Origin of the sequence: Azospirillum sp. A1-3 (genome assembly GCF_023806445.1) — a bacterium.
In the GTDB taxonomy this organism is placed as follows: Bacteria; Pseudomonadota; Alphaproteobacteria; order Azospirillales; family Azospirillaceae; genus Azospirillum.
The window spans coordinates 1,098,147-1,124,142 of sequence record NZ_JAMSLU010000001.1 but is presented as its reverse complement, the minus strand read 5'-3'; the positions used below and the strand labels follow the sequence as shown (position 1 = coordinate 1,124,142).

19 protein-coding genes are annotated in these 25,996 nt (G+C 67.9%); 9 read left to right on the top strand and 10 right to left on the bottom strand.

Annotated features, from left to right (window positions below):
• Window position 1 precedes the first annotated feature (1 nt).
• From M5E06_RS05325 to serS, 3 genes are read right to left on the bottom strand one after another with little or no spacing between them, the layout of a single operon-like run.
• Window positions 2-655: a protein-L-isoaspartate(D-aspartate) O-methyltransferase gene (locus tag M5E06_RS05325; RefSeq protein ID WP_252137415.1), complete on the bottom strand. Its 654-nt coding sequence runs from the start codon at window positions 653-655 to the stop codon at window positions 2-4.
• The gene (surE, locus tag M5E06_RS05320; protein WP_252137414.1) at window positions 652-1,434 is read right to left on the bottom strand and encodes a 5'/3'-nucleotidase SurE; all 783 of its coding nucleotides are present in this window, start codon (window positions 1,432-1,434) and stop codon (window positions 652-654) included. The genes M5E06_RS05325 and surE overlap by 4 nt, the downstream gene beginning before the upstream one ends.
• On the bottom strand, window positions 1,434-2,705 hold the full coding sequence (gene serS, locus M5E06_RS05315) for a serine--tRNA ligase (protein WP_109075690.1): 1,272 nt from the start codon (window positions 2,703-2,705) through the stop codon (window positions 1,434-1,436). The genes surE and serS overlap by 1 nt, the downstream gene beginning before the upstream one ends.
• A 218-nt stretch (window positions 2,706-2,923) precedes the next feature.
• Here serS and M5E06_RS05310 point away from each other — a divergent pair, with 218 nt between their 5' ends.
• The 6 genes from M5E06_RS05310 to M5E06_RS05285 all read left to right on the top strand — a co-directional run bounded on the left by M5E06_RS05310 (window position 2,924) and on the right by M5E06_RS05285 (window position 11,457).
• Window positions 2,924-4,144 (top strand): MFS transporter, encoded by a 1,221-nt coding sequence (locus tag M5E06_RS05310; RefSeq protein WP_109154597.1) that lies wholly within the window; start codon window positions 2,924-2,926, stop codon window positions 4,142-4,144.
• Window positions 4,145-4,239: 95 nt separating this feature from the next.
• A complete protein-coding gene (locus tag M5E06_RS05305; RefSeq protein WP_252137413.1) occupies window positions 4,240-4,803 on the top strand; it encodes a 1,2-dihydroxy-3-keto-5-methylthiopentene dioxygenase in 564 nt (187 codons plus the stop codon).
• A gap of 439 nt (window positions 4,804-5,242) precedes the next feature.
• Window positions 5,243-6,526 (top strand): type III PLP-dependent enzyme, encoded by a 1,284-nt coding sequence (locus M5E06_RS05300; RefSeq protein ID WP_252137412.1) that lies wholly within the window; start codon window positions 5,243-5,245, stop codon window positions 6,524-6,526.
• A 144-nt stretch (window positions 6,527-6,670) separates the two neighbouring features.
• Window positions 6,671-8,092, top strand: a complete 1,422-nt coding sequence (locus tag M5E06_RS05295; protein ID WP_252137411.1) for a homospermidine synthase — start codon at window positions 6,671-6,673, stop codon at window positions 8,090-8,092.
• A 344-nt stretch (window positions 8,093-8,436) separates the two neighbouring features.
• Window positions 8,437-10,620: an LPS-assembly protein LptD gene (locus M5E06_RS05290; protein ID WP_252137410.1), complete on the top strand. Its 2,184-nt coding sequence runs from the start codon at window positions 8,437-8,439 to the stop codon at window positions 10,618-10,620.
• A gap of 111 nt (window positions 10,621-10,731) precedes the next feature.
• A complete protein-coding gene (locus M5E06_RS05285) occupies window positions 10,732-11,457 on the top strand; it encodes a PilN family protein (RefSeq protein WP_252137409.1) in 726 nt (241 codons plus the stop codon).
• Here M5E06_RS05285 and M5E06_RS05280 read toward each other — a convergent pair.
• The 4 genes from M5E06_RS05280 to M5E06_RS05265 are packed head-to-tail and all read right to left on the bottom strand — an operon-like array spanning window position 11,448 to window position 15,779.
• Complete coding sequence (locus M5E06_RS05280; protein WP_252137408.1) at window positions 11,448-13,487, bottom strand: O-linked N-acetylglucosamine transferase, SPINDLY family protein; 2,040 nt, start codon at window positions 13,485-13,487, stop codon at window positions 11,448-11,450. The two genes, M5E06_RS05285 and M5E06_RS05280, sit on opposite strands and share 10 nt — an antisense overlap.
• Window positions 13,484-13,852: a YdbL family probable chaperone protein gene (locus M5E06_RS05275; protein ID WP_252137407.1), complete on the bottom strand. Its 369-nt coding sequence runs from the start codon at window positions 13,850-13,852 to the stop codon at window positions 13,484-13,486. Before M5E06_RS05275 ends, M5E06_RS05280 begins: the two co-directional genes overlap by 4 nt.
• Window positions 13,852-14,100 carry a YnbE family lipoprotein gene (locus M5E06_RS05270; RefSeq protein ID WP_252137406.1) on the bottom strand — a complete coding sequence of 83 codons (249 nt, stop codon included), beginning with the start codon at window positions 14,098-14,100 and terminating at the stop codon, window positions 13,852-13,854. The genes M5E06_RS05275 and M5E06_RS05270 overlap by 1 nt, the downstream gene beginning before the upstream one ends.
• Before the next feature lie 8 nt (window positions 14,101-14,108).
• On the bottom strand, window positions 14,109-15,779 hold the full coding sequence (locus M5E06_RS05265) for an intermembrane phospholipid transport YdbH family protein (RefSeq protein ID WP_252137405.1): 1,671 nt from the start codon (window positions 15,777-15,779) through the stop codon (window positions 14,109-14,111).
• 187 nt (window positions 15,780-15,966) lie between these two features.
• Between M5E06_RS05265 and M5E06_RS05260 the strand changes: the two genes are divergently transcribed.
• Window positions 15,967-16,536, top strand: a complete 570-nt coding sequence (locus M5E06_RS05260; protein ID WP_085089375.1) for a peptidylprolyl isomerase — start codon at window positions 15,967-15,969, stop codon at window positions 16,534-16,536.
• 77 nt (window positions 16,537-16,613) lie between these two features.
• Here M5E06_RS05260 and M5E06_RS05255 read toward each other — a convergent pair whose 3' ends face one another.
• On the bottom strand, window positions 16,614-19,250 hold the full coding sequence (locus M5E06_RS05255) for a serine/threonine-protein kinase (RefSeq protein ID WP_252137404.1): 2,637 nt from the start codon (window positions 19,248-19,250) through the stop codon (window positions 16,614-16,616).
• Window positions 19,251-19,534: 284 nt separating this feature from the next.
• Here M5E06_RS05255 and M5E06_RS05250 point away from each other — a divergent pair, with 284 nt between their 5' ends.
• Entirely contained in the window at window positions 19,535-20,431 is an 897-nt protein-coding gene (locus M5E06_RS05250) for an aldose 1-epimerase (protein ID WP_252137403.1), read from the top strand.
• On the opposite strand, the gene M5E06_RS05245 is transcribed toward M5E06_RS05250, so the two are convergent.
• Together M5E06_RS05245 and M5E06_RS05240 are read right to left on the bottom strand one after the other, a co-directional pair.
• The gene (locus M5E06_RS05245) at window positions 20,428-21,303 is read right to left on the bottom strand and encodes a lysozyme inhibitor LprI family protein (RefSeq protein ID WP_252137402.1); all 876 of its coding nucleotides are present in this window, start codon (window positions 21,301-21,303) and stop codon (window positions 20,428-20,430) included. The two genes, M5E06_RS05250 and M5E06_RS05245, sit on opposite strands and share 4 nt — an antisense overlap.
• Window positions 21,304-21,334: 31 nt before the next feature.
• Complete coding sequence (locus tag M5E06_RS05240; protein ID WP_252137401.1) at window positions 21,335-22,276, bottom strand: hypothetical protein; 942 nt, start codon at window positions 22,274-22,276, stop codon at window positions 21,335-21,337.
• A gap of 237 nt (window positions 22,277-22,513) precedes the next feature.
• Here M5E06_RS05240 and M5E06_RS05235 point away from each other — a divergent pair, with 237 nt between their 5' ends.
• Entirely contained in the window at window positions 22,514-25,867 is a 3,354-nt protein-coding gene (locus M5E06_RS05235) for a transglutaminase family protein (RefSeq protein ID WP_252137400.1), read from the top strand.
• Window positions 25,868-25,996 lie beyond the last annotated feature (129 nt).

The following is a 25,996-nucleotide window of genomic DNA, read 5'->3' as shown; positions in this document are numbered from 1 at the left end:
TTCATGCGGAACGGACCGGTTGCGGCGGGTCGGACAGCAGCGGAACGAAACGGACGGGCCACAGGTCCTCCCGGGTAAGGCCAGCTTCGGAGCGCCGGAAACGCACGACCCTCTGGTCGCGGTGATCGGCCCCCAACGGAATGAGCAAGACACCACCAACGGCGAGTTGATCCGTCAAGTCTTTTGGCGGCTCCGGCCCACCGGCGGCTGTGACCAGTATACGGGCGAAGGGCGCCTGCTCCGGCCAGCCCCGCGTCCCGTCGCCGAGCCGCGTGGTGATGTTGCCGATGTCGAGCGCCTTGAACCGCGCCTCCGCCTCGCACAGAAGCGGCTTCAGCCGCTCGATGGTGAAGACCCGGCGGCAGAGCCGCGACAGCACCGCCGCCTGATAGCCGGAGCCGGTGCCGACCTCCAGGACAAGATGCCGCGGCTGCAGCTCCAGCGCCTGGGTCATCAGACCGACCACCAGCGGCTGGCTGATGGTCTGGCCAAGGTCGATCGGCAGTGCCGTGTCCTCCCACGCCCGGTCCTGGAAGGCTTCCGGGACGAACAGCTCGCGCGGGATCCGCTCGATGGCCGCCAACACCTTGGTGTCGGTGACGCCGGCCCCGCGAAGGGCCATCAGCAAGCGGATCTTGCGCGGGTTGTATGTCACACGAAGGCCTGCCTCAACGTCTGCAGCGTCGGCGTGTGGGTGAGGTCAAGGTAGACCGGCGTCACCGAGATGCCGCCGTTGAACACGACATGGATGTCGGTGTCGTCCGCCACGTCGGCTTCGCCGCGCAGGGTGCCGATCCAGATATAGGGCTTGCCGCGCGGGTCCACACGCTCCAACAGCTCGTCGCCGATCTTGCGCTTGCCGTGGCGCACCACCTGGATGCCCGTCACTTCCTCGGCCGGGCGGGCCGGGAAGTTGACGTTCAGCAGCACGTTCTTCGGCCAGGCCACCGTCACCGCCTTGCGCACCACGTCGGCGCCATGGGCGGCGGCGGCGGACCAGTCGATCGGCTGGCCCGGCTCGTAATGCTGGCTCATGGCGATGGCGGGGACGTTCAGCAGCGTCGCTTCCATCGCCGCGGCGATGGTGCCGGAGTAGGTTACGTCCTCGCCGATGTTGGAGCCCTGGTTGACGCCGGACAGCACCAGCGTCGGACGGGCGTCCTTCATCACATGATTGACCGCCAGCAACACGCAGTCGGTCGGCGTGCCGTCGACGGTGAAGCGGCGTTCGTCCAGCTTGCGCAGGCGCAGCGGCCGGTTGATGGTCAGCGAATGGCTGGCCGCCGACTGCTCCATCTCCGGCGCGACGACCCAGACGTCGTCGGACAGCTCGCGCGCGATGGCTTCCAGGACCTTCAATCCCTGCGCATGGATGCCGTCGTCGTTGGTGACGAGGATGCGTGTCCGGGACAGGTCGAGCGGCAGGTCGAACATCAGATGGAAATCCTCTCCACTCCGCGCATGTAGGGACGGAGCGCTTCGGGAACCAGGATCGAACCGTCGGGCTGCTGGTAGTTCTCCAGCACCGCGATCAGGCAGCGCCCGACCGCCACACCCGATCCATTGAGGGTGTGCACGAATTGAGTTTGCTTCTCGCCCTTCGGCCTGCAACGGGCTTTCATCCGCCGCGCCTGGAAATCTCCGCAATTGGAGATGCTGGAGATCTCGCGGTAGGCGTTCTGACCGGGCAGCCAGACCTCGACGTCATAGGTCTTGCGCGAGGAGAAGCCCATGTCGCCGGTGCATAGAACGATGGTGCGGTAGGGCAGGCCCAGCCGCTCCAGGATCGTCTCGGCGCAGCGGGTCATGCGCTGGTGTTCGTCCTCCGACTGTTCCGGCGTGGTGATGGCGACCATCTCCACCTTCCAGAACTGGTGCTGGCGGATCATGCCGCGGGTGTCACGCCCGGCCGACCCGGCCTCCGCGCGGAAGCAGGGGGTCAGCGCGGTGTAGCGCAGCGGCAGCTCCTCCGACGCCACGATCTGGTCGTTGACCAGATTGGTCAGCGGCACCTCGCTGGTCGGGATCAGGTAATGGTCGGTCGAGGTGGTCTTGAACAGATCCTCCTCGAACTTCGGCAGCTGGCCGGTGCCGAACAGGGCGTTGTCGCGCACCATCAGCGGCGGTGCGATCTCGGTGAAGCCATGCTCGGACGTGTGGATGTCCAGCATGAAGTCTGCGAGCGCGCGTTCCAGCCGGGCCAGACCGCCCTTCAGCACGGTGAAGCGGGCGCCGGACATGCGGGCCGCCGCCTCGAAGTCCATCAGGCCCAGCGCCTCGCCCAGCTCGTAATGCTGCTTGGGGTTGGCGATGTCGGGCGGGGTGCCCCAGCGGCGGACCTCGACGTTGGCGGTTTCGTCCGGCCCCTCCGGCACGTCGTCGGCCGGGATGTTGGGCAGGCCGGCCAGGATCGCGTCGAGTTCGGCGCCGAGCGCGCGTTCCTCCTCCTCGACCTGGGGCAGGCGCTCCTTCAGGGTCGCCATCTCGTCCAGGATCGGCTGGGCATCGCGGCCTTCGCGCTTGGCGAGGCCGATTTCCTTCGCCGCCTCGTTCCGGCGGGCCTGCATCTCCTGCATCTGGGTCTGCGCGGCGCGGCGGCGGCCGTCGAGGTCGAGCACGGAGGACGACATCGGCGCCAATCCCCGGCGGCCAAGGCCGCGGTCGAAGGCTTCGGGATTCTCACGGATGGCGCGAAGGTCGTGCATGGCTCGAACAATCAACGAATTGGGTGGGGGATTGGTTATACGGCGCGACCCCGCCAAGGTCCAGTGCAAGCCCGTCCATCCACACGGTCCATATGGATCTGCGCAAACGGCATGGCGGCTGCGCCCCGGCTGTTGTTGGAACCGACGGGCACGACAGGGCAATGTCTGTTGTGCGCCGCAATGGACGGTGCCAATGCCAGAAAAACGGAGCCGAGCGCGTGCGCGACGAGATCGAGACCGGTGCCCAGGCCGATGCAGAAACCGCCTATCTGCAAGCCGGCACCCCCGCCTATCGCCGTGCCAGCCGCATCCTGTTCGTCGCCGGTTTCTCCACCTTCGCCACGCTGTACTGCGTACAGCCGCTGCTGCCGGAGTTCGTGCAGGAGTTCGGGGTGACGCCGGCCGAATCCAGCCTGTCGCTGTCGCTGACCACCGGCGTGCTGGCTGTGGCGCTGCTGGTGGCGGGCGCCATCTCCGACGGGATCGGGCGCAAGCCGGTGATGGTGGCGGCATTGCTCGGCGCCGGCATTCTCGGAATCATCGGCGCGCTGATGCCGGGCTGGCACGGATTCCTCGCGGTGCGCGCACTGGAGGGGTTGGCCTTGAGCGGCCTGCCGGCGGTGGCGATGGCCTATGTCTCCGAAGAGGTCGATCCGAAATCGGCCGGCGTCGCCATGGGGCTCTATATCGGCGGCACCGCCATCGGCGGGATGTCCGGCCGGGTGCTGACCGCCGTCGTCACCGATCTCGGCACCTGGAGGCTGGCGGTGGGGGTGGTCGGGGCGCTGGCGGTGGCGGCGGCCGTCACCGTCTGGCTCGCCCTGCCGCCGTCGCGCCATTTCGTCCGCCGCGCCGCCGGGCTGCCGGCGCTGGTGCGGGCGTGGCGCGGGCTGCTGACCGACCCGGCGCTGCTCGGTCTGTTCTCGCTCGGCTTCCTGCTGATGGGCGGCTTCGTCACCGTCTTCAACTATATCGGCTTTCGCCTGAGTGAACCGCCGTTCGAGCTGCGGCCGGCCATCGTCGGTGCGGTCTTCCTGGTCTACAGCTTCGGCGTGGTCAGCTCGCCGCTGTTCGGCGGCTGGTCGGGTCGATTCGGATCGAACCGCACGCTGGCGGCGGCGGTGGCGCTGATGGTCGCCGGACTGGCAATGATGGAGATCGACAGCCTGTTCGCCATCGCCCCCGGCATCGCACTGTTCACCTTCGCCTTCTTCGGCGCCCATTCCATCGTGTCGGCCTGGATCGGCCGGCGGGCGGCGGTGGCGCGCGGGCAGGCCTCGTCGATCTATCTGTTCTGCTACTATCTGGGGTCCACGGTCGCCGGAACGCTGGGCGGGCTGTTCTGGCACGGCTTCGGCTGGACCGGGGTCGCCGCCTTCGTCGGGCTGCTGATCCTGATCGCGGTGGGTGTGACGGCCGGCCTGCAGCGCAGCCGCTGATGGCGCGGCGAACGGTCGCGCCAGCGATTCGCCTTATTGCGTTGCGCTTTCCCGCGCCTCAGGCTGTAGCGGTTCGATCGGCAGGAGGGCACGCGTTGAGTAACCTGACCGTCTATCTGGAAAGCGATGCCCGCCGGCCGGAACTCCGCACCTCCGAACCGGCGCTGATGGCGGGCCATCTGGCCCATATCGGCATCCTGTACGAACGCTGGACCGCCGACGCCCCCCTGCCCGCCTCCGCCGATGGCGACACCGTGCAGCGGGCCTATGCCGCGTCCATCGACCGGCTGAAGGTTGGCCGCCGCTTCTGCACCGTGGACGTGGTTCGCGTCACTCCCAAGACCGACGGTGTCGAGGCCCTGCGCGCAAAGTTCCTGTACGAACACACCCATGACGAGGACGAGGCGCGGTTCTTCGTGGAGGGCACGGGCGCCTTCTACATCCATCTTGACCAGCGGGTCTTCCGCGTGGTGTGCGAGGCGGGTGACCTGCTGAGCATTCCTGCCGGCACGCCGCACTGGTTCGACATGGGGCCGCGGCCGCGCTTCACCACCATCCGCTTCTTCAGCCGGCCCGACGGCTGGGTGGCAACGCCGACCGGCGACACCATCGCCGCGCGCTTCCCGCTTTTCGAACCGGAAGCTGTGGAGGCGGCCTGACTCCGCCCCATTTCCGTCCCAAAAAATTCACTTGAATCACGGGCGGAAAAGCGTAAATCAATCGGCACGACGCACCCGCACGTGCCTATGGCCCTCTGTGGTTATGCTACGACGTACCGCGTCCTTTTTGGCAGAACCGGCCATTCCAGTGGGCCGGTCCCGAGAGGGAGGTCAGTATGTACGCTGCCCACGGCGGGGCTGTGAGACGGTAGCCCTTTAGCCGGTAAACGACGCGCTGTTGCCTGGAGCTTCACAGCCCGGGGCCGCTGCTCGCACCGGCTATTTCCGTCTCCCCCCTTTCCAAAAATCCGATCAATCGCCGATTCCACTGCGCCACCCGCGCCCAAGCCCTGTGCTGGCCGGTTCGTGACGCGGCCGGGAATCGCCGTCTGCTCACCGGGCCGGCCTGCACGCCACCGTCCGGGGATAGGAGTGCGCCATGGGTTTCCTGCGTTCCCGTTCCGCCGTCACCCCGCTCCGCCGCGTCGGCCTGAACGACAGCAGCGCCGTTTCGCTGTCCACCGGCCGCCGTTCGACCGTGACCCAGGCCGTCGCCTTGCACCGCCCGGAAGAGCCGATGCACTGCATCCGCCCCGGCGTGCTGGCCGACACCGCCGGCAGCTTCCTGGCGGCTTTCGCCGGTGCGACCGATGCGGTCGGCCCTGGCGGCGACGTTCTGTATGCCGTGAAGTGCAACCCGGAGCCGGCGGTTCTGCGCGCCCTGTGGGCCGGCGGCGTGCGCCATTTCGACGTCGCCTCCCCCGGTGAGATCCGCCTGATCCGCCAGATGTTCCCCGACGCCGTCCTGCATTACATGCACCCGGTCAAGGGCCGTCAGGCCATCCGCAACGCCTACCACCAGTATGGCGTCCGCGACTTCGTGCTCGACAGCCGGGAAGAGCTGGACAAGATCCTGGCGGAGACCGACGGTGCCGCCGACCTCGGCCTCGTCGTGCGGCTGGCGCTGCCGAAGGGCAACGCGGTCTATGATCTGTCGGGCAAGTTCGGCGCCGCCACGGCCGATGCGGTGGACCTGCTGCGCGCCGCCCGCGCCGTGGCGCCGAAGGTCGGGCTGTCCTTCCATGTCGGCTCGCAGATGCTCGACCCGTCGGCCTACGAGCGCGCCATCGCGCTGGCCGGCCGCGTCATCGCGGAGAGCGGCGTCGCCATCGACGTGCTGGACGTCGGCGGCGGCTTCCCGGTGTCCTATCCGGGCGTCACCCCGCCGCCGCTCGGCGATTTCATGGCCGCCATCGCCCGCGGGATCGCCGCCATCGACCTGCCGGCGCACTGCCGCCTGTGGTGCGAGCCCGGCCGCGCGCTGGTCGCCCCCGGCGTCTCGCTGGTGGTGCAGGTGGTCAAGCGGCGTGGAGCCGAGCTGTTCATCAACGACGGCGTCTATGGCGCCCTGTCGGATGCCGGCGTGCCCGGCTTCCGCTTCCCGGCACGGCTGATCCGCCCGTTCGAGGCGATGACCGACACCGAGAGCGAAGCCTTCAGCTTCTACGGCCCGACCTGCGACAGCGCCGACAAGATGGCCGGCCCCTTCCATCTGCCGGCTGACGTGAAGGCCGGCGACTGGATCGAGCTGGGGCAGCTCGGCGCCTATGGCTCCTGCCTGCGCACCGCCTTCAACGGCTTCGATCAGGCGCGGGTCGTCGAAGTGTCGGACGCGCCGCTGCTCGCCACCCCCGGCTACGAGCTGCGCTCCTGCGCGGCCTGAAAATGAAGCCGGTTTTCCGTGGATAAAGCGTAAAGACATCCGTAACATTCAGTGGCCCGGCGCATCCCGATTCCTCTTCTCCGAAGTGGGCGGGAGCGTCGGGCTATGTCGTTGGCCTAAACTACCTCGGGGAGACAAAAAATCATGGCCCTGGACACGAAGCTCTGCACGTTCACAGGCCGCATGGTCATCGTTGGATTCGGTTCGATCGGCCAGGGTGTCTTGCCGCTGCTTCTCCGTCACATCGACGGACTTACGGCCGACCGAATCACCATCGTCACCGCCGAGGAGCGCGGACGGGAGGAGGCGGAGCTTTACGGCGTCGCCTTCCACAACAACCCGCTGGACAACGACAATTTCTTCCAGGTTCTGAAGCCGCTGATCGACAAGGGCGATTTCCTGGTCAATCTGTCGGTCGACGTGTCGTCGATCGCGCTGATCGAATTCTGCCAGCGGGTCGGCGCCTTCTACACCGACACCTGCACCGAACCGTGGGCGGGCGGCTATACCGATTCCAACCTGTCGCCGTCGCTGCGCTCCAACTATGCGCTGCGCGAATCGGCGCTGGCGCTGCGCCGCCGTTTCGAAGGCGGCCCGACCGCGTTGATCACCCATGGGGCGAATCCGGGTCTGGTGTCGCATTTCGTCAAGCAGGCGCTGCTGAACATCGCCGCCGACACCGGCGTCGAGACCGATGTCCCCACCGACCGCGACGGCTGGGGACGGCTGGCGCAGAAGCTGGGGATCAAGACCATCCATGTGGCGGAGCGCGACACCCAGGTGTCGAACCAGCCCAAGCAGATCGGTGAGTTCGTCAACACCTGGTCCATCGACGGCTTCGTCAGCGAGGGCTGCCAGCCGGCCGAACTGGGCTGGGGCACACATGAGAAGGCCTTGCCGCCCGACGGCCGCCGGCACGAGTTCGGCTGCGACTCCGCCATCTATCTGATGCGGCCGGGTGCGGCCACGCGCGTGCGCACCTGGACCCCGTTGGAGGGGCCGTTCCACGGCTTCCTCATCACCCACAGCGAATCGATCTCGATCTCCGACTATTTCACCGTGCGCGAGGGCGACACCGTCGTCTACCGCCCGACCTGCCACTATGCCTATCACCCCTGCGACGACGCGGTGATGTCGCTGCATGAACTGGCCGGCAAGAACTTCAACATGCAGGCCGAACAGCGGCTGATGATGCACGAGATCTCCGGCGGGATGGACGAGCTTGGCGTCCTGCTGATGGGGCATCCCAAGGGCGCCTATTGGTACGGCTCGCGGCTGGACATCGACACGGCGCGGTCGCTGGCGCATTACAACAACGCCACCTCGATGCAGGTGACCTCCACCGTTCTGGGCGGCATCGTCTGGACGCTGGAGAACCCGAATCGGGGCCTCGTGGAACCGGACGAGGTGGACTTCCGCCGGGTGCTGGACATTGCCACCCCCTATCTCGGCGAGGTGGTCGGCGCCTATGGCGACTGGACGCCGCTGCAGGACCGCAATGTCCTGTTCCCTGAGGACATCGACGAGGATGACCCCTGGCAGTTCAAGAACTTCCGGGTCGTTTGAGAGAAATCGGATGAAGTGCCGCAGCCGTCGCCGCCCATCGGGCCGCGGCGGCTGCGGCAGTGCTGCCACAGGGCGCATGGCGACACGGTGACATTGCCCGCCGAAGGGCTCTGAAACCGTTGACTTGGGCTTTCGCTTCCCCCAATCGTTCAGCCATGCCCAAGCACGTCTCCCGGCGCGCCCGCGCCAAAGCTCCGACCGCCGCCTCCCTCATCATGCGCTCCGGCATCGTCGGGCTTATGGTGACTTGCGGGATTGCCGTCGTGGATCTGGCCATTCCGGATTCGGCAAACGCCCAATCGCCCGCGACCCGGGCTCCGGGAACGAAGCCGGATGCCGCGGCCGTGCAGGGAAGCGCCGCCCAGGGGAACGCTACCGGTACCGCGTCCAAGCAGGAACCGGTCCTGCTGACCGCCGATCAGGTCACCTTCGACGAGGTGAACAGCGTCGTCACCGCCAGCGGCAATGTGGAGCTTGCGCAGGGCAAGCGCAGCGTCCGCGCCGACAAGATCACCTACAACCAGAAGACCAAGGTCGTCACCGCCACAGGCAAGATCCGGCTGGTGGAGCCGTCGGGCGACATCATCTTCGCCGATTATGCCGAACTGACCGACAATCTGAAGGACGTGTTCATCGAGAACATCCGCGTCCTGATGACCGACAACGGCCGCATGGCCGGCAATGAGGGCGAGCGGCGCGAGGGCCGCCTGACGCGCGTCAACCGCGGCGTCTACAGCCCTTGCGACCTGTGCAAGGAAGACCCGACCCGTCCGCCGCTGTGGCAGATCCGCGCCGTGCGCATCGTTCACGACAACGAGGAGCACGAGGTCCGCTACAAGGACGCGACGATGGAGATCTTCGGGATCCCCGTCGCCTACACGCCCTATCTGTCGCATCCCGATCCGTCGGTGGACCGCAAGAGCGGCTTCCTGACGCCGTCCTTCGGCAACAACTCCAATCTCGGCGCGATCCTCAAGACCCACTATTACTGGGACATCGCGCCGGACCAGGACGCCACCTTCGACCTGCATTACTATTCGCAGCAGGGTCCGCTGCTCGGCGGCCAGTACCGCAAGCGGTTCGAGAGCGGTCGCCTGGAACTGGAAGGCGCGATCACCCGCGGCGACGTGGCCAACACCACCATCGTGCCGAAGGAAACGCGCACCCGCGGCTATGTCGCGGCGCGCGGCCTGTTCGACATCGACGAGACCTGGCGCGCCGGCTTCGATGTGAAGCGGGCCAGCGACCCGACCTTCCTGCGCCGCTATTACGATTTCCGCGAAGATTACCTGACCAGCAAGGCCTACGTGGAGGGCTTCCGCGGGCGGAACTATGCGGCGATCACCGGCTACAGCTTCCAGGACATGCGGTACGGCAACACCGTTCCCGAGCCGGTCGCCCTGCCCTATGCGCAGTACAACGCGCTGGGCGAGCCGGGCAGCCTGCTGGGCGGCCGCTGGTCGTTCGATACCAGCCTGCTGGCGGTGTCGCGCTTCAAGAATGCCGGCCCGGACACGCAGCGCTTCATGGCGCAGCCGGGGTGGGAGCGCAACATCGTCTCCAACGCCGGCTTCGTCACCACCCTGTCGGGCAGCGTGCTGGTCGCCGGCTATACCGCGCAGCAGTTCAACACTGCGGATCCGACGACCCGCGGTAATGACAACATCAGCCGCTTCCGCTTCTTCCCGCAGGGGCAGGCCACCGTCCGCTATCCGTTCGTCCGCTATGGCGAAAGCTCGTCCCAGCTGGTGGAGCCGATCGGGCAGCTGACCTTCGCGCCGAAGCTGCCGAACGGCCGCGTCTTCCCGAACGAAGACAGCCTGGACGTCGAGTTCGACGACGTGAACCTGCTGCAGCCCAACCGCTTCACCGGCATCGACCGGCTGGACGACGGCATGCGCTTCACCTACGGCCTGCGCACGGCGATCTACGGCAATAGCCAGGGGTCGGCCAGCCTGTTCCTGGGCCAGAGCATCCGCCTGACCGACAGCAATGTCGGCTTCACCGGCGATTCCGGCCTGGAAGAGCGGGTGTCCGACTATGTCGGCCGCCTGGACCTGCAGCCGGCCGACTGGCTGGACGTCAATTACGGCTTCCGCGTCGACCACGAGACCTTCCGTCCGCGCCGCCACTCGTTGAACGCGACGGCCGGCGTGCCGCTTCTGCGGCTGTCGACGTCCTACACCTATGTCGACCAGACCACTGCGCGCAACGCGGTCACCCGCAACCGGGTCGAGCAGGCAAGCTTCGGGGTGTCGTCGCAGTTCACCGATTACTGGAGCCTGGGCGTCAGCCACACCCAGGCGATGGAGCCGCAGCCGGGTCCGCGCTCCAGCCTTGCCGTGCTGTCCTATTCCGACGAATGCCTGGTCTTCCAGACCATCGCGCGCCGCGACTACACTGTCAGCACGACCGGCGAGAAGGACGGCAACACCATCTTCTTCCGTCTGGTCTTCAAGAATGTCGGCGAGTTCAAGAGCCCCGGCATCAACGCCAGCTTCCTGGGCGGCAGTTCGGCCAACCAGTAAGCGCGGATCGGTGGGAAAAGGCGGCGGTCACCGACGGCCAGGGGGTTGCATCCCTTGGCCGTTGCCGTTAGCCATTAACGCCCGACGAGACAGCCCGCCGCGACCGGAATCATGACCCTGGGACGTTACGACTACGAAAGACGCTACCGCAAACGCATGCGGGCCGGCGTGATCAAGTTCGTGCTGCTGGCGGCACTGGTGCTCGGTGTCGGGTTGTTTTCCTACCAGATGGGGATCGAGCAGCTGAAAGGCCGCGACGTCACCCTGCGGGAGGAGATCGCCACCCTGTCGCGCCAGAAGGCCGAGCTGGAACTGCTGGCCAGCCAGATGCAGCACGCCGCCCGCACCGCGGAGGCGCGCGTCGGCGAGCTGGAAGGCCGCCTGCAGCGCGAGGTGCCGACCGGCGACCTCGCCAAGCTGACGCAACTGGTGTCCGAACGCCTGAAAGGCGGCCTGGACGCCAACCGTCTCGCCTTCGTCATCTCGCAGGCGCAGATTCCGCGCAACTGCCAGCCGACCGACACCAAGCGGTTCACGCTGACCACCCCGCTGATGAAGGGCGGCTCGCGCGGCGTGACCTTCGGCAACGGCACCGTGACCGTCACCGGCGAAGGGCAGTCGGCCCATAATGCGCAGGGCAATGCCGAAAGCTGGTTCGATCCGGGCCAGCCGGTGACCATCCGCATCACCGGCATCGGCGGCAAGGGCACGACCGTCAGCGGCGTGCTGCCGCTGCACCAGTCGCTGGTGGTCGACAACAGCGAGTACCGCTTCACGATCGCCGCCTCCCAGCGCTCCTTCGTGGAGGTCACTGGCGACCGCTGCGCCTATCCCTGAGGCGGAACGGCGAACCCGCGCGGCGACTCTCCACCCGCGTGGATACCCCACATCGTGGCGTAGGCCGCTTCGATGGACCGGGCGAAGCGGCCGGTGTCGAACAGCGGCGCGGTGCCCCGCGCCTGCTCCAGCCGCAGCTTCAATGCCGCCATTTCGGCGGGCTGCCCGGCCAGACGCCGCGCCGTCGCCTCGTACGCGTCCCAGTCCGACACCGCCAGTTCCGGCAGTCCGACCGCGTGCAGCAGGTTGGCGGCCACCCGCCCGGCGAAGGAGCGGCCAAGGACCGTCAGCACCGGCAGGCCGGCCCACAGCGCGTCGCTCGCCGTGGTGTGGGCGCCGACGGGGCTCGAATCGAGGAACAGGTCGGCCAGCCGGTGGCGGGCCAGATGCGCAGGGCCGGGCAGGCGCGGGGCAAAGACCAGCCGCTCCGGTGCCACCCCCCGCTCCGTTGCCGCACGCCGGAGGTTGACCGCGACCTCCGCCGGCCCCTCCAGCAGCCATAGCACCGATCCCGGAACGCGATCCAGAATCCGGCACCAGCGGCCGAACAGTTCAGGGCCGATCTTGTAGGAGGCGTTGAAGGCGCAGAAGACCACGCCGTCGTCGGGAAGCCCGCAGTCGGCGCGGGCCGGCACCGGGCCGATGATGCGCTTGCGGTCGTTCGGCTGGTAGCTGCCGGGCAGATGGACGATGCGCTCGCTGTAGAAGCGCTGGTGTTCGGCCGGGGCCACCACCGGATCGGCGATGACATAGTCGACGGCCGGGCTGCCCAGCGTGCCCGGATAGCCCAGCCACTGTGCCTGTATCGGCGCCGGGCGATGGGCGGCGATGCCGGGGCGAGCGTTCTGGGTGTGGCCCTTGAGGTCGACCAGGATGTCGATGCCGGCCTCGTGGATCAGGCCGGCCGCCTCCCCGTCCGTCATGGCGGACAGGTCAATGAAGCGGTCGAACCCGGCGACCAGCCGCTGGCGCAACGGGCCGCCGTCATCGGGACCATAGGAGCAGCCGACGATCTCGAAACGCTCGCGGTCGTGCCGCTCGATCAGTTCGGCGATCAGAATCGCGGTCGCATGTTCATGGAAGTCGGCGGAAAGATAGCCGATGCGCAGCTTTGGCCCGCGGATGCTGCGGGTCGGAAAAGCGGTGCGGATGCCGCGCGTCTTCCAGGCGGCATAGCGTTCGGCGCAGGCGCGCTCCAGTGCCGGTCCCGCCCCTTCGCCGAGGAAGATCCACGGATGGGCCTGCTGCGTCCGCCCCTCCCGCACCAGCTCGACCAGCCTGCCCGACAGAGCGGTCAACCCGTCCCAGCGGCAGAGATGGCGGCGCTGCTGAACCAGCTGGGCCAGCACCCCGCCGGCGTCGGGCAGGCCGATGCGGAGCGCGCGTTCGAAGCCGACGATGCTCGCCGCGCCGTCTTCCGCCGAGCCGCCGCGCTGCCCGCGTTCCTTCAGTGTCAGGGCGAGGTTCGCCTGCCCCTCGGCCAGATCGGGCCGCAGGCTGAGGCAGGCACGAAAGCCGGCGGCGGCCTTGTCCAAGTCACCGCGGTCTCGGTGGAGGGCGGCCAGGGCCAGCCGGGCGGGCACCAGGGTCGGATCAAGCTCCAGAGCCCGGCGCAGGGCAGGTTCCGCCTCGTCCAGCCGGCCAAGCTCGCGCAGCAGGACGCCCTGGTTGCAGGGGGCGGGGGCGAATTGGGGCATCAGCCGGGCGGCCTCGCCGTAGGCGGCGGCCGCCTCCGCCGGGCGACCAAGCGCCTGGAGGGTCACGCCCCAATTGTAATGGTTGCCGCCAAAATCGGGCAGCCAAGCCAAGGCCTTGCGGTGATGCGATTCCGCTTCCGCAAGGCGGCCCTGGCGCCGCAACGCCTCGCCGAGGTTGGAGCGGGCGACCGCCTCCTCCGGCGTGCCGGCCTGACCCAGCGTGTCGAGGGCCGAGAACAGGGCCGACAGCAGCGCGCCGTCGCCGGGCTTGCCGGCCAGACGGCGGCGCAGGTCGGCGACGGCGCGTTGGCCGGACACGGATACGGAGGTCACTTGCGCTGCCACTGGCCCGAGGCGGTCATCACGAACTGGCCGGCCGGGGTACGCTCGATCAACTGCTGGCCGGCCACCGCCTGGACCTTGTCCAGAGCCGTGCCGTTGCCCTTGGCGATCTCCTGATAACGGGCGAGACGCTGGGCGTTCACCTGCTGCGCCAGCGCCTGGGCCGAGGCCGGCGCACCGGGGACGACGCCGACCATGCCGTCGGGACGCTCGCCCAACTGGCCGGCGGCCTTGGCGGCGGCCAGCGCATCCTGCGCCAAGGCCAGCTGCGGCATGGCGGACACCAGCAGTCCGGCGGCCAGCGCGGACAGGGCGAGCCGGTTGAAACGGCGGCGGCTGATGGAATCGGTCTTCATCACTTCTTCCCCTTCGTGGAAGAGGTCGTGGAGTCGGCGGGCAGGCCGAACAGAGCGGGGTCGTTGCGGATGGCGTCGTCGACGTCGCGCTCCAGCTTGACCCGCACCTCCTGCTCGATCCGGACGTTCAGGTTGATCTCGATGGGCTTGTCGGGCGCTTCGATCTTCACCGTCGGGGCGCAGGCGGCAGCGGCGGCCGAAATCAGCAGAGCAGCCGCAAGGCCGGTAGATTGGAATCTGGTAAGCATAATGGCGGTCAAGGGTCCTTCTGGTCGAAGCCGGTCATCCGGTCCCGCAGCGTGTCGGGGATCCGGTAGACGTCGAGGTTCTGGCGCAGAATCCGGTCGAGCGCGCCGGACAGCTTAAGGTTAAGCGCAACCGGATAGCCATCGTAGAATGACGGGTTCGATCCGCGCAGCGAGAAGCCGGCGCTCAGTTCGCCGCCGGCCTCCCCGTCGATGGTGATCCGCAGCGTGTCGTAATGGAAATCGGTCAGCGCCCCCATCAGCATGGCGGTGGGGCTGCCCTCCTCCCCCTTCAGGGCGGGCGGCGGCTTGGCCGGGTCGTAGCGCAGGGTGCCGGGACCGGACGATTCGAGCACGCCGCCGTCGATTGTCACCTTATCGCCGGCGAACACCACCGGCAGGGTGCCGGCCAGCGTGCCATTGGCCGCCAGTCCGTCGACGGCGATCAGGTTCAGCAGCTTGGCGGCGTCGATCCGGTCGGCATGCAGGGTGACCCGCCCTTTGGGCTTCTCGGGCGACAGCTCGAACGGGTCGGCGCGCAGAAGGCCGCCGGCCCAGTTCCATTCCGCCCGGTCCACATCCAGCCGCCCGTCACGACCATAGCCGAACAGCAGCGTGCCGTCGGTCAGCGGAATGCCGACGTCCAGCAGGCCGATGGACAGCTTCTGCCCGTCCGGGATCACCGGCGGCGACAGGCTGGACAATGCGATGGTGCCGCTGACCCCGGCGACGGTCACCGGCCCGGCGGCACCGGCAAGCCCCTTCACCACCGCCTGTCCGGCCGTGGTCATGCCCTTCGCGGTCAAAGCGACCGTCGCCTTGCCCGACAGGGTGCCCGACGCCTTTTCGAGGAAGGTCGCGGCGAGCGGCGAAACGGCGGCGAGACCGGGGCCATCGGCGGCAAGGCGGAACGGCTTCGCCACCGCCTCCAGCTTTCCGGCGCCGGCGGTCTGGTCATAGCTGCCGTCGAGCGTGACGGTGAGGAGCCCGTTCGCGCCCTTGGCGGTGCCGTCGATCGTCCATGGCCCCTGCCCCGCCTGCACCGCCTGCATTGTGACGGCGAGCGGCACGATGGGCGCCGGCTTGGCGGTGTTGGTCAACTGCCCGACCACGGCGTCAGCGCGCCGGCCATCGCCGTCCTGCGAAAGCCGCAGCACGACCTTGTCGGCGCGCAGTCCGCTGGCGGGCGCATCGAGGCGCGGCGCCTGAAGCTCCGCCGTGACCGCCATGGCATCGGGCGACCAGCGCAGGAGCGGAGTTTCCCCCGCCGGGCACAGCGTCGCCCCCTGCGGCAGGCCGAGCGGCTGTCCGGAGACCATAAGCCGTTCCGCTTTGGCCGGCAGGCAGCCGGCGGGTGCGATGGTCACCGCGCCGCCGTCCATCCCGACCACCAGCGCGCCGGACAGCGTCATGTGCCCCGACATCGGCAGGTCGAGCGTCTTGGCCGCGGCCTCCAGCGGGCCGCTATCGGCGGCGAACTCCAGCCGCAGGCCGCCCCAGCCATCGGCGATGCGCAGGCCGGTGACGGTCACCGCGGCTTCGGTGAAGCCGGCATCGCGCAAGGTCTGCGTCGCCGTCCCGCCGATCAGCGCCGGACCGGCCAGGATCGCACCGCCCAGCCCGACCACGGCCAAGGTCACCGTGACCGCCACCGTGCCGGCTATCGCCCGTCCCAGCCTCAAGCCCCTGTCCTTTCCCCAACGTCCCGTCATGACCGGCATGCCACGTCCATGTCCGGATGAACACCCGGACGAGTGGCCGTCATCCGTGACTTTTGGCGGATCGCCATCCCCGCCAGCGCGGCTTTGCATTCCCGCGCTTTTCCCCTATGGTCCGGGGCGCGGATTTCGGCTCATCGGAGTGTTTCGCATGAAGCGGTGGACCCGCGCATTGCTGGCGGCGCTTTTCGCCACAATCTTCACTGTCTCGTTCTTTACAGTTTCTCAAGGGGAGGCGAAGGCCTTGGATCCGGAAAACACCATTTACCTCGACCTGAAGGACGGTCGCGTGGTGATCGAACTGCGGCCCGACCTGGCGCCGAACCACGTCGCCCGCATCAAGGAACTGACCCGCCAGGGCTTCTATGACGGCGTCGTCTTCCACCGCGTCATCGACGGCTTCATGGCCCAGACCGGCGACCCGACCGGCACCGGCATGGGCGGCTCCGGCAAGAAGCTGAAGGCCGAGTTCTCCAGCGCTCCGCACATCCGCGGCACCCTGTCGATGGCCCGCGCCCAGGATCCGGACAGCGCCGACAGCCAGTTCTTCATCTGCTTCGCCCCGTCCCAGTTCCTGGACCGCCAGTACACCGTCTGGGGCCGCGTGGTCGAGGGCATGGAGTTCGTCGACATGATCAAGAAGGGCAGCCAGTCCCGCAACGGACAGGTCACCGACCCGGACAAGATCATCAAGATGCAGGTCGCGGCCGACGTCAAGTAACGTCGCCTCCGCAGCCGTTCAGGGAAAGGGGGACCGGTGCGCCGGTCCCCCTTTTTCTTGGCACCGATTTCAGTCCGTCAACCGCCGGCCAGCGAATTGGTCATGGCGCGCAGCAGGTCCTTCATCGATTGCGGCCGGTCCTGCCAGCGCATGGCCAGCCCGGACAGCAGCACCTTCTCGAATCTGGGGGCCAGTGCCACGCCCAGTTCGGACGGCTTCGGCACCTTGTCGTTCATGAAACGGGCGGTCGCATCGGGTGGGGTGCGGCCGGTCAGCGCCAGATAGATCGTGGCGCAGAGCGCATAGACGTCCGACCAGGGACCCTGCCGCCCTTCATTGGAATATTGCTCCGGCGGGGCGTAGCCGGGCTTGAGGATCACGGTCAGGCCGGCGCCCGGACGGGCGGTCTGCCTTGCGGCGCCGAAATCCAGCAGCTTGCGGTCGCCGCCGTTGGTCAGGAAGATGTTGTCCGGACTGATGTCGCGGTGGATCAGTCCCTGCTCGTGGATGGCCTGCAGCGCCTTGGCGATCGGCATCACCACCGAAAGCGTCCGCTTCACGTCAATCCGGCCGCCACAATCGGCCAGATATTTCTTCATGGTGCGGCCTTCCAGCAGTTCCATGACCAGATAGGCGGTGGCGTTCTCTTCGAAGAAATCCTGGATGCCGACGATCTCGCGCACGTCGCGCAGGCGGGCGAGCGTCCGCGCCTCCTCCAGGAACTTGGTGAGGCCGGCGGCGAAGGTCTCCGCATGCTCGTCGGAGAAGGGGGAGACGGCCGCGGCGTTGGGAACGCGGGAGATCAGGTTGGATGGATAGTATTCCTTGATGGCCACCTTCACCTGCAGCCGGTCGTCCCATCCCAGATAGGTGGCGCCGAACCCGCCCTGCCCCAGCACACGCCCGGCTCGGTAGCGGCCATGCAGCAGCGTCCCCGGCACCAGATGCACGCCCGGCCGGTTGTCCGATTGGGCCGGGAAGCCGCAGGCGCCGCAGGTCTCCGACCGTCCTTTCGCGGAATAGCAGCTTGGGCACAGCCCCGCCGTATCGTCGGTAACAACGGGGGTGGCGCCTGCCGCATCCCGTGGCTGGCTGGCCGGATGAAGAATTGTCTCGGCACTACGAGCGCCCCGGGACGCCGGAGGCGCCACTTCCACGGTGGCCGGCGGAGCGGGCGGCAAAACAGGCGGGGGTGCGGGCGCGGTCGCCATCTGGCGCAGCCGATCCAGCAGTTCCAGCAGCCTTCTCACCTCCGCCTGGGCGACCTCGCTTTCGGGCTGGGCGAGTTCGGCCTGGAATTGCGGCTGGCGGACGATTTCCAGGATGTGCTGGCGCATCAGCGGCAGGGCGCCATCCTCACGGATCAGGCCGGAACAGGCGACCTCCGCCAGCCGGACGGTGCGGCGGCGCAGGACCGGTTCCACCTGCTTCAGACGAACCGCGAGCTGCCCGGTCTTCACGAAACCATCGACTGCGCGCTCGGCCCGTTCAGCGATTCGCTCGCAGGCGACCGCCGGCAGCGGCGCGGCGCGGATGGCCGCCAGAGCGCGGGCGAAATCGCGCTCCAGCAATGCGGTGTCCGGCGTCTGCACCAGCATGTTCTCGATCAGCAACTCGTTGCAGACCGCCGCGTCGAGCGACGCGAGGATCTCGTCGGCATGCCGTTCGGCGGCCGGGGCAGCAGCGACACGGGTCAGGTAATGGATACGGCAGATCAGGTCCGATTGCCCTTCGCCCATCCCGATGATGGAGCGGCGATAGGCACTGGCCCCGCCCTGCTCCAGTCGGCGCGAGTAGCGGACGGTCAGCGCGTCGGCCATGACCGCACCGCCGACCAGCCCGTCGCGGGTCAGCAGATGCCCGACCAGCGTCTTCAGCATCTCCGCCTCCTGGTCGAAGGCGCCGCGGCCCAGCGGCTGGGGTGCCTTCAACTGGCGGCGGATGCGATCCAGCACCGCGGCCTTCGCATGGGGCAGCTTGCCCTGGCGGAACAGGGCGTTCAGCACGCCGATCCGGTTCGGCCCGATGGCCTCCATGCCGATGCGGCCGAACAGCATGTCGCAGAGGCTGGACAGCAACGTGCCCGGCAGCAGATTGATTCCGAACAATTCCGCCCCGGCGGCGGCGGAGGCTAGGACGTCGCCGATCACCCCATCGACCGCAGCGGCCAGCCGCTCGTCCCGGTCCCACTGGTGCAGTTCAAGCAGACGGTCCAGCTTGCCGTTCCAGCTCTTGATCTCCACCAATTCAAGGGCGATGGCGACACGCAGGTCGTACTCCGCATCGCCGGTGAGGGTCTTGGCCCCCTGGGAGAGCAGCCAGTCCACCGGCTTGCGGCCGCGCGGCATGGCGGCGAAGGCGGTCTGGGCAGCGCGCGCCTTGGCCCAGCTTTCGTCCACCGCGGCGCGGATGGCGCGTTTGCGCGTCTGCTGCTCCTGTCCCGGCGCACGCGCCTGGGCCGCCGCGACCTTGCTCAGGGCCGCCTCGATCAGCGTCCCCTGTTCCAGGCAGGCTTTCAGCGGCTTGGGCAGATGGATCAGTTCGGTCGGGGTCAGGAACAACGGGTCCAGGTACGACCGCAGCACCGTGCCGATCACCAGCCGCGCCGGCAACGCGTGGTAGTCCGGCAGCGAGTCGCACGGCTCCACCTCGTCGAGCGTGGCCATGGCCGACGACGGAGTCGGCATCGCGCGGCTGAGTTGGGGAGTGGACACTCCGGGCCTTTCCTGGACGAGACGAATTGCGCGGCCGGGCTGCAACACCGGCGCCCCTTCCGCGTTGTCGATACAACCGGCATTCCGCACCCGCCGGGGAGCGGTGCCGGACGGGCATCGTCGCGCAAGGAGGGTAAATGACGAGTGTACGATACCCGCATTTTTCGACAAAAACAGGTGAACTGTGTCAGCGTCGAGGCAGCCGGCGCCTTGACGGCGGCGACCGTTTCCTTCGGCTTTCGCATGTGCGATAAGAATCGGGACGCCGACGATGGGAGAAACGCATGATCCGGACGGGCACCATCATCGCGTTGCGGCACGGACCGATGACGCTCACCGCGGCCCCCCTATGCGGCGGTTCGCTGGCGAGCTGGAGCCTGTCCACCGCCGATGGTCCGGTCGAGCTGTTCCGGCGGGCCTCCGACGGCGCGCTGGCCGGAAATTTCGCCCCGGACCTGGCCTGTTTCCCGCTGGTCCCCTTTTCCAACCGCATCGGCGGCGGCCGGTTCGTCTTCCAGGGCCGGGAGGTCGTGCTCGCCACCGATCCCGGATCACCCCACCGCATCCACGGCCATGGCTGGTCATCCCCCTGGAGCGTGGAGGCCGTCGCCGACGATGCCCTGCGCATAGGCTTCGCCCACCGGGCCGACGACTGGCCCTGGAGCTATCGCGCGGCACAGACGGTGGCGCTGGACGACGAAGGGCTGACCGTCACGCTCGACCTCATCAACGACTCGGACAGCGACATGCCGGCCGGGCTGGGGCTGCACCCCTATCTGGTCAGGTCGCCGGGCAGCCGCGTGACCGCCGACGTCCAAACCGTCTGGGAGAATGACGACACCATCCTGCCCTGCCGGAATCGCCCGGTGCCTGCCGCCTGGGACTTCCGTCACGGCGTGACCATGGACCATGTGGCGTTGGACAACGGCTTCACCGGCTGGAGCGGTGCTGCGACGCTGGACCGCCCGCGGGAGCGGCTGCGCCTGACCATGCTGGCCGACGGGCCGGTCGGGCACCTGATCGTCTACGCCCCGCCCGGCGAACCCTATCTGTGCCTGGAGCCGGTCACCCACATGACCGATGCGCTGAACCGTCCGCAGGAACCCGGCGCCGGGGTGATCGCCCTGCCACCGGGTGAACGGCTGTCGATGACCGTGCGTTTCCTCGTGTCACGGCTTTAACGGCAGCGGACGAATTCCGCCGCAAAGCTGGCAGGCGGCTCCATACGCAGGATCAGCCGGTCGAACCGTGGCGAATCAGCCGGCAGAAGCCGCAGGGTCGCCAGCGGTGCCGCCGCCTGGGCTTGAGCCCCTTCCGACGGAGCCGGCGGCAGAAGCGCCACCCCCTGCACGGGGTCTCCGTCGGCCGCCAGGGTGCCATCCAGCGGGAAGAGCTGCATCCGCGGCTCCACGGCGTGGAGGCTGCGGTCGGTGCCGATGTCCAGATAGGAGCTTCGGCAATCGTCGATGGCGGTGCGGTCGGCCGGATCGGCCTTTGCCCAGCGGCCGGCCAGAGTCTCCAGCGAGACCTTGCGGCTGATCGGCGGCACCGGCGGCTGGGGCGCGGCGAACCGGCGGGCAGCGGCGCCGGTGACGGACAGCGGCAGATCGCCGACCGGCCGGGACCGGGACTGCCGCTCCGCCTCCAGCGCCGCCGTGCGCTTGCGGATGACACGCGCCAGGCAATCCGCGCGCGTCTTTGCCAATTTCGCGTCGGCCAGATCGGCCGCGGTCACCGGGCAGGTCTCGTCCCGCTTTGCCCGCCAGACGGTCTGGCTGTCCTCGATCGCCGCACGGCCGCTGTCGTCGGTGGTGGCGCCAAGGGCCGCCAGCGCCGCATCCATCGCCGCACCGGCCGCCGCCAGCTTCGCATCGCGGCACATCAACTGCGCGGTCGGCGTCTCCGCCGCCTCGCAGCCGGGCGCTGCCGCCTCGGGAGCGGCGGCCTCCGGCGGGGGAGTGTCCGCCGGAGCCGAAAGGGCCGGGACCGCAGTCAGAACCGCGAGCAGGGAGCCGGCAGCCAGGAAACCGCCAACCAGGGACAGGGCGCGCATCGCAGGAAACCTTGGATAAGGAAGCGGAACGTCACGAAGCGGGGAAGGCCTCCAGCACGGCCTTGACCTGACGCTGGAAATCCTGGTCGGTGCGATAGCGCGTCACGACCGACTTGTCACGCTCCACGAAAAACAGCATGTCGTCGCGGCTTGGCAACATGCGCGGATTCGGCTTTTCCAGCAGTTCGCCGTTCCAGTCGATCCGCGCCATGAAGTAGACCGCGCGGGCGAACAGCATGAACAGCTTGTTGTCCGGTGCCAGCTTCTCCCGCCGCAGCAGCGCATAGTAATAATAGTTTCGGCCATGGAAATAGTTGGTGTGGATCGCCTGCAGCGCCGCGAATTTCTCGTCCGGACTGTTGACCTTCTTGATCTGCCTTTCCAGGCGAAAGCCCGCGAAGAAATACTCCCGCGCCTCGTGCTCGAAGGAAAAGGCACTGCCCTTGATCAGGGCCATCTGCTCGCCGTACCGCTTCAGCGCGCGGGTCATCAGCAGTTCGAGAAAGCGCCGCTCCACCGCGAACCTGTCGGGGATGGTCGGCAGCATCTCGAACACATGGCGCAGGTGATAGGGATGACGCACGACGACGACCGGAACAGACAGCTTCCTGTTCTTTGCCGGCGCCCGCTTTTCCGCCACCAGCGTGACGGCGGGCGACAGCGAGGCCATGGTCGCCTGGATCGTGTCGTGCAGCTTCCAGCGCAGCTTGGTGTCGGCCGATTGGCTGCCGAGGTTCATGCGGGCGAAAAACCGCTTCACACGGCTGCCGAAGGTTTCCTTCGGCAGTTTGTGCGTCGGCAGGTTGGGGACGATCAGCGGATTGCCAAGAATGTCGGCCGACGGAGGCAGGGGCTTGAAATTGAAGTATTTTCCGGTGACGACACCCCGTCCGGCGCCGCCGGGGCCGGTATCGCCCGAACCGCTCGCACCGCGGTTGCCGCCCATGAGTGAAGAAGCCGCCACCGACACCATCCAGACGCGAGTTCCCGCCGCCGCGATACTCCGATCGCTTAGGATATAAAGGGTAACGCGAACGGAAGAAAGCCGCAGCGCGCGTCATCCGCAACTTCGTGACTTTTTCGCAACTGCGGTAGGATCGGTGCCGGGGCGCTCTGTCGGGTCCGATTCAACGGTGTTACCGTTGCATCGGCGACCCTGGACCAAACCGGGGCGCGAACATCATCGAACAGGCATGAGGCGGGGTTTTCCATGGCGATCCACGTCGCGCTGAACCATAAGACGATCTATCGTTACGACCGGCCGGTGTCGCTCGGCCCACAGATCATCCGGTTGCGGCCGGCGCCCCATTGCCGGACACCGATCCTCAGCTATTCCCTGAAGGTCACGCCCAAACAGCACTTCCTGAACTGGCAGCAGGATCCGCAATCGAATTTCCAGGCCCGCTTCGTCTTTCCGGAAAAGACGCGCGAGTTCATCGTCGAGGTCGATCTGGTCGCCGAGATCGCCGCGATCAACCCCTTCGACTTCTTCCTGGAGGAGAAGGCGAGCCACATCCCCTTCGTCTACGAAGACTGGCTGCTGCGCGAGTTGCGCCCGTACCTGGAGACGGAGGAGCCGGGGCCGGAACTGACCGCCTATCTGAAGGACATTCCGCGGGAAAGGACGCCGACCATCGATTTCCTGGTCGCGGTCAACCAACGGCTGCAGCAGGACATCGGTTATGTCATCCGGATGGAGCCCGGCATCCAGAGCTGTGCGGAGACGCTGACCAGGCGCACCGGCTCCTGCCGCGATTCGGCCTGGCTGCTGGTGCAGATCCTGCGTCACCTGGGTCTGGCCACCCGCTTCGTCTCCGGCTACCTGATCCAGTTGACCGCCGACCAGAAGGCGCTGGACGGTCCGTCGGGTCCGGAGAGCGACTTCACCGACCTGCATGCCTGGGTGGAGGTGTTCCTGCCCGGGGCCGGCTGGGTCGGGCTGGACCCCACCTCCGGCCTGCTGGCGGGCGAGGGGCACATTCCGCTGGCCTGCACGCCGGACGCCTCCTCCGCCGCCCCCATCTCCGGCCTCGTTGACGAAGCGGAGGTCGAATTCGGCCATGAGATGTCGGTCACCCGCATCTACGAGGCGCCGCGCGTCACCAAGCCCTACACCCCGCAGCAATGGGCGGCGATCGAAGCGCTGGGCCACCGGGTCGACGAGGATCTGAAGGCCGAGGACGTCCGCCTGACCATGGGCGGGGAGCCGACCTTCGTCTCCATCGACGACATGGACGGCGCCGAGTGGAACACCACCGCGCTGGGTCCGCAGAAGCGCAAGATGGCTGCCGACCTGATCCACCGGCTGATGGCCCGCTTCGCTCCCGGCGGCCTGCTGCATTTCGGCCAGGGCAAATGGTATCCCGGCGAATCGCTGCCGCGCTGGGCGATGACGCTCTACTGGCGCCGCGACGGCGAGGCGCTGTGGGCGAACCGCGACCTGCTGGCGCGCGAGGATACCGACTACGGCCACACCGCCCAGGATGCCGGCGTGTTCCTGATGGCGCTGGCAAAAAGGCTGGGTCTCGACCCGAACCTCGTACTCGGCGCCTATGAGGACCCCTGGCACTATCTGCGCAAGGAATCGCAGCTTCCGGTCAATGTCGATCCGCTGAACAGCAAACTGGATGACAAGGAGGAGCGTGAGCGGCTGACCCGCGTCTTCACCCGTGGCCTGAACGAGCCGGTGGGCTTCGTCATGCCGATCAACCGGCGCATGACCCAGCAAGGGCCGGTCTGGCTGTCCAGCACATGGCCGCTGCGCCAGGAGAAGCTGCTGCTGATCCCCGGCGACAGCCCGGTCGGCTACCGCCTGCCGCTGGGCTCGCTGCCCTGGGTGTCGAAGTCCGATTATCCCTATGCCTGGGAGACCGACCCGTTCGAGGAGCGCGGCCCGCTGCCGCCGCACCCGGTGCAGCGCCGGCAGGAGATCCGCGGTGCCGTTCAGGAATCCGATCGCGGCGTCCACACCGACAAGCGGATCGCCCAGCGTCAGCGCATCATGGCGGAGATACGCGACGAACTGCCGGAGGAAGGCAAGTCGGCCTGGTGGGTGGTGCGCACCGCCCTGAGCTGCGAGGCGCGCAACGGGCGCCTGCACCTGTTCATGCCGCCGATGAGCACGCTGGAAGACTATCTGGCGATGCTGGTGGAGATCGAGGCGACGGCGGTCGAGCTGGAGATGCCGGTCGTGATCGAAGGCTATCAACCGCCGAAGGACCCACGCCTGAACTCGCTGGCCGTCACCCCCGATCCCGGCGTGATCGAGGTGAACATCCACCCCGCCCACAGCTGGGACGATCTGGTGCGCAACACCATCGCGCTGTACGAAGATGCGCGCCAGTCCCGCCTGGGGGCGGAGAAGTTCATGATCGACGGGCGCCATTGCGGCACCGGCGGCGGCAACCATGTGGTGATGGGCGGCGCCACCGCGGCCGACAGCCCCTTCCTGCGCCGTCCCGACCTGCTGCGCAGCCTGATCACCTACTGGCAGAACCACCCTGCCCTGTCCTACGTCTTCTCCGGCCTGTTCATCGGCCCGACCAGCCAGGCTCCGCGCGTGGACGAGGCGCGCGATGACCAGCTCTATGAGTTGGAGATCGCCTTCAACCAGATCGATCAGGCGGCGGCGAGCGGCAATTGCCCGCCCTGGCTGGTCGACCGGGTGCTGCGCAACCTGCTGGTCGACGTGCAGGGCAACACCCACCGGGCGGAATTCTGCATCGACAAGCTCTATTCGCCGGACAGCTCCACCGGCCGCCTTGGCCTTGTCGAGTTCCGCGCCTTCGAGATGCCGCCGCACGCGGAAATGAGCCTGACCCAGCAGCTTCTGATGCGGGCGCTGGTCGCGCGCTTCTGGAGGCACCCCTACAAGGGCAAGCTGGTGCGCTGGGGCACCGAACTGCACGACCGCTTCATGCTGCCGCATTTCGTCCAGCAGGACATGGCCGACGTGCTGCAGGACCTGCGCGACCATGGCTATCCGCTGGAGGACAGCTGGTTCGCGCCGCACTTCAACTTCCGCTTCCCGGTCTATGGCCATGTCAGCCAGCGTGGCATCACCATGGAACTGCGCATGGCGCTGGAGCCCTGGCACGTCCTGGGCGAGGAGCCGGGCGGCGGCGGCACGGTGCGCTACGTCGACAGCTCCGTGGAGCGGGTACAGGTCCGCGTCACCGGCCTGATCGACGCCCGCCACGTCATCACCTGCAACGGCCGGCGCGTGCCGCTGATCCCGACCGGGGTGGAGGGCGAATTCGTCGGCGGCGTGCGCTATCGCGCGTGGCAGCCGCCCTCCTGCCTGCATCCGACGATTCCCGTCCACACCCCGCTGATCTTCGACATCCTCGACAGCTGGGCCGGCCGGTCGATCGGCGGCTGCACCTATCACGTCATGCATCCGGGCGGCCGCAACTACGAGACCTTCCCGGTCAACGCCAACGAGGCGGAGGGCCGCCGTCTGGCCCGCTTCTTCCCCTTCGGCCACACCCCCGGCCCGATGGACGCCCCGGCGGAGGAACGCAACCCGCAATTCCCGATGACCCTGGATCTGCGGCGGGGCTGAAGCCTATCGCCCATGGTGATAAACGCCCTCTCCCGCCTCTCGCACAAACTTCGTTTGTGCTGACGGCGTCAGGCGGATCGAAGATCCGCTGAGAGCCCCGGGAGAGGGCGCTTCACGCATGACCGCCCC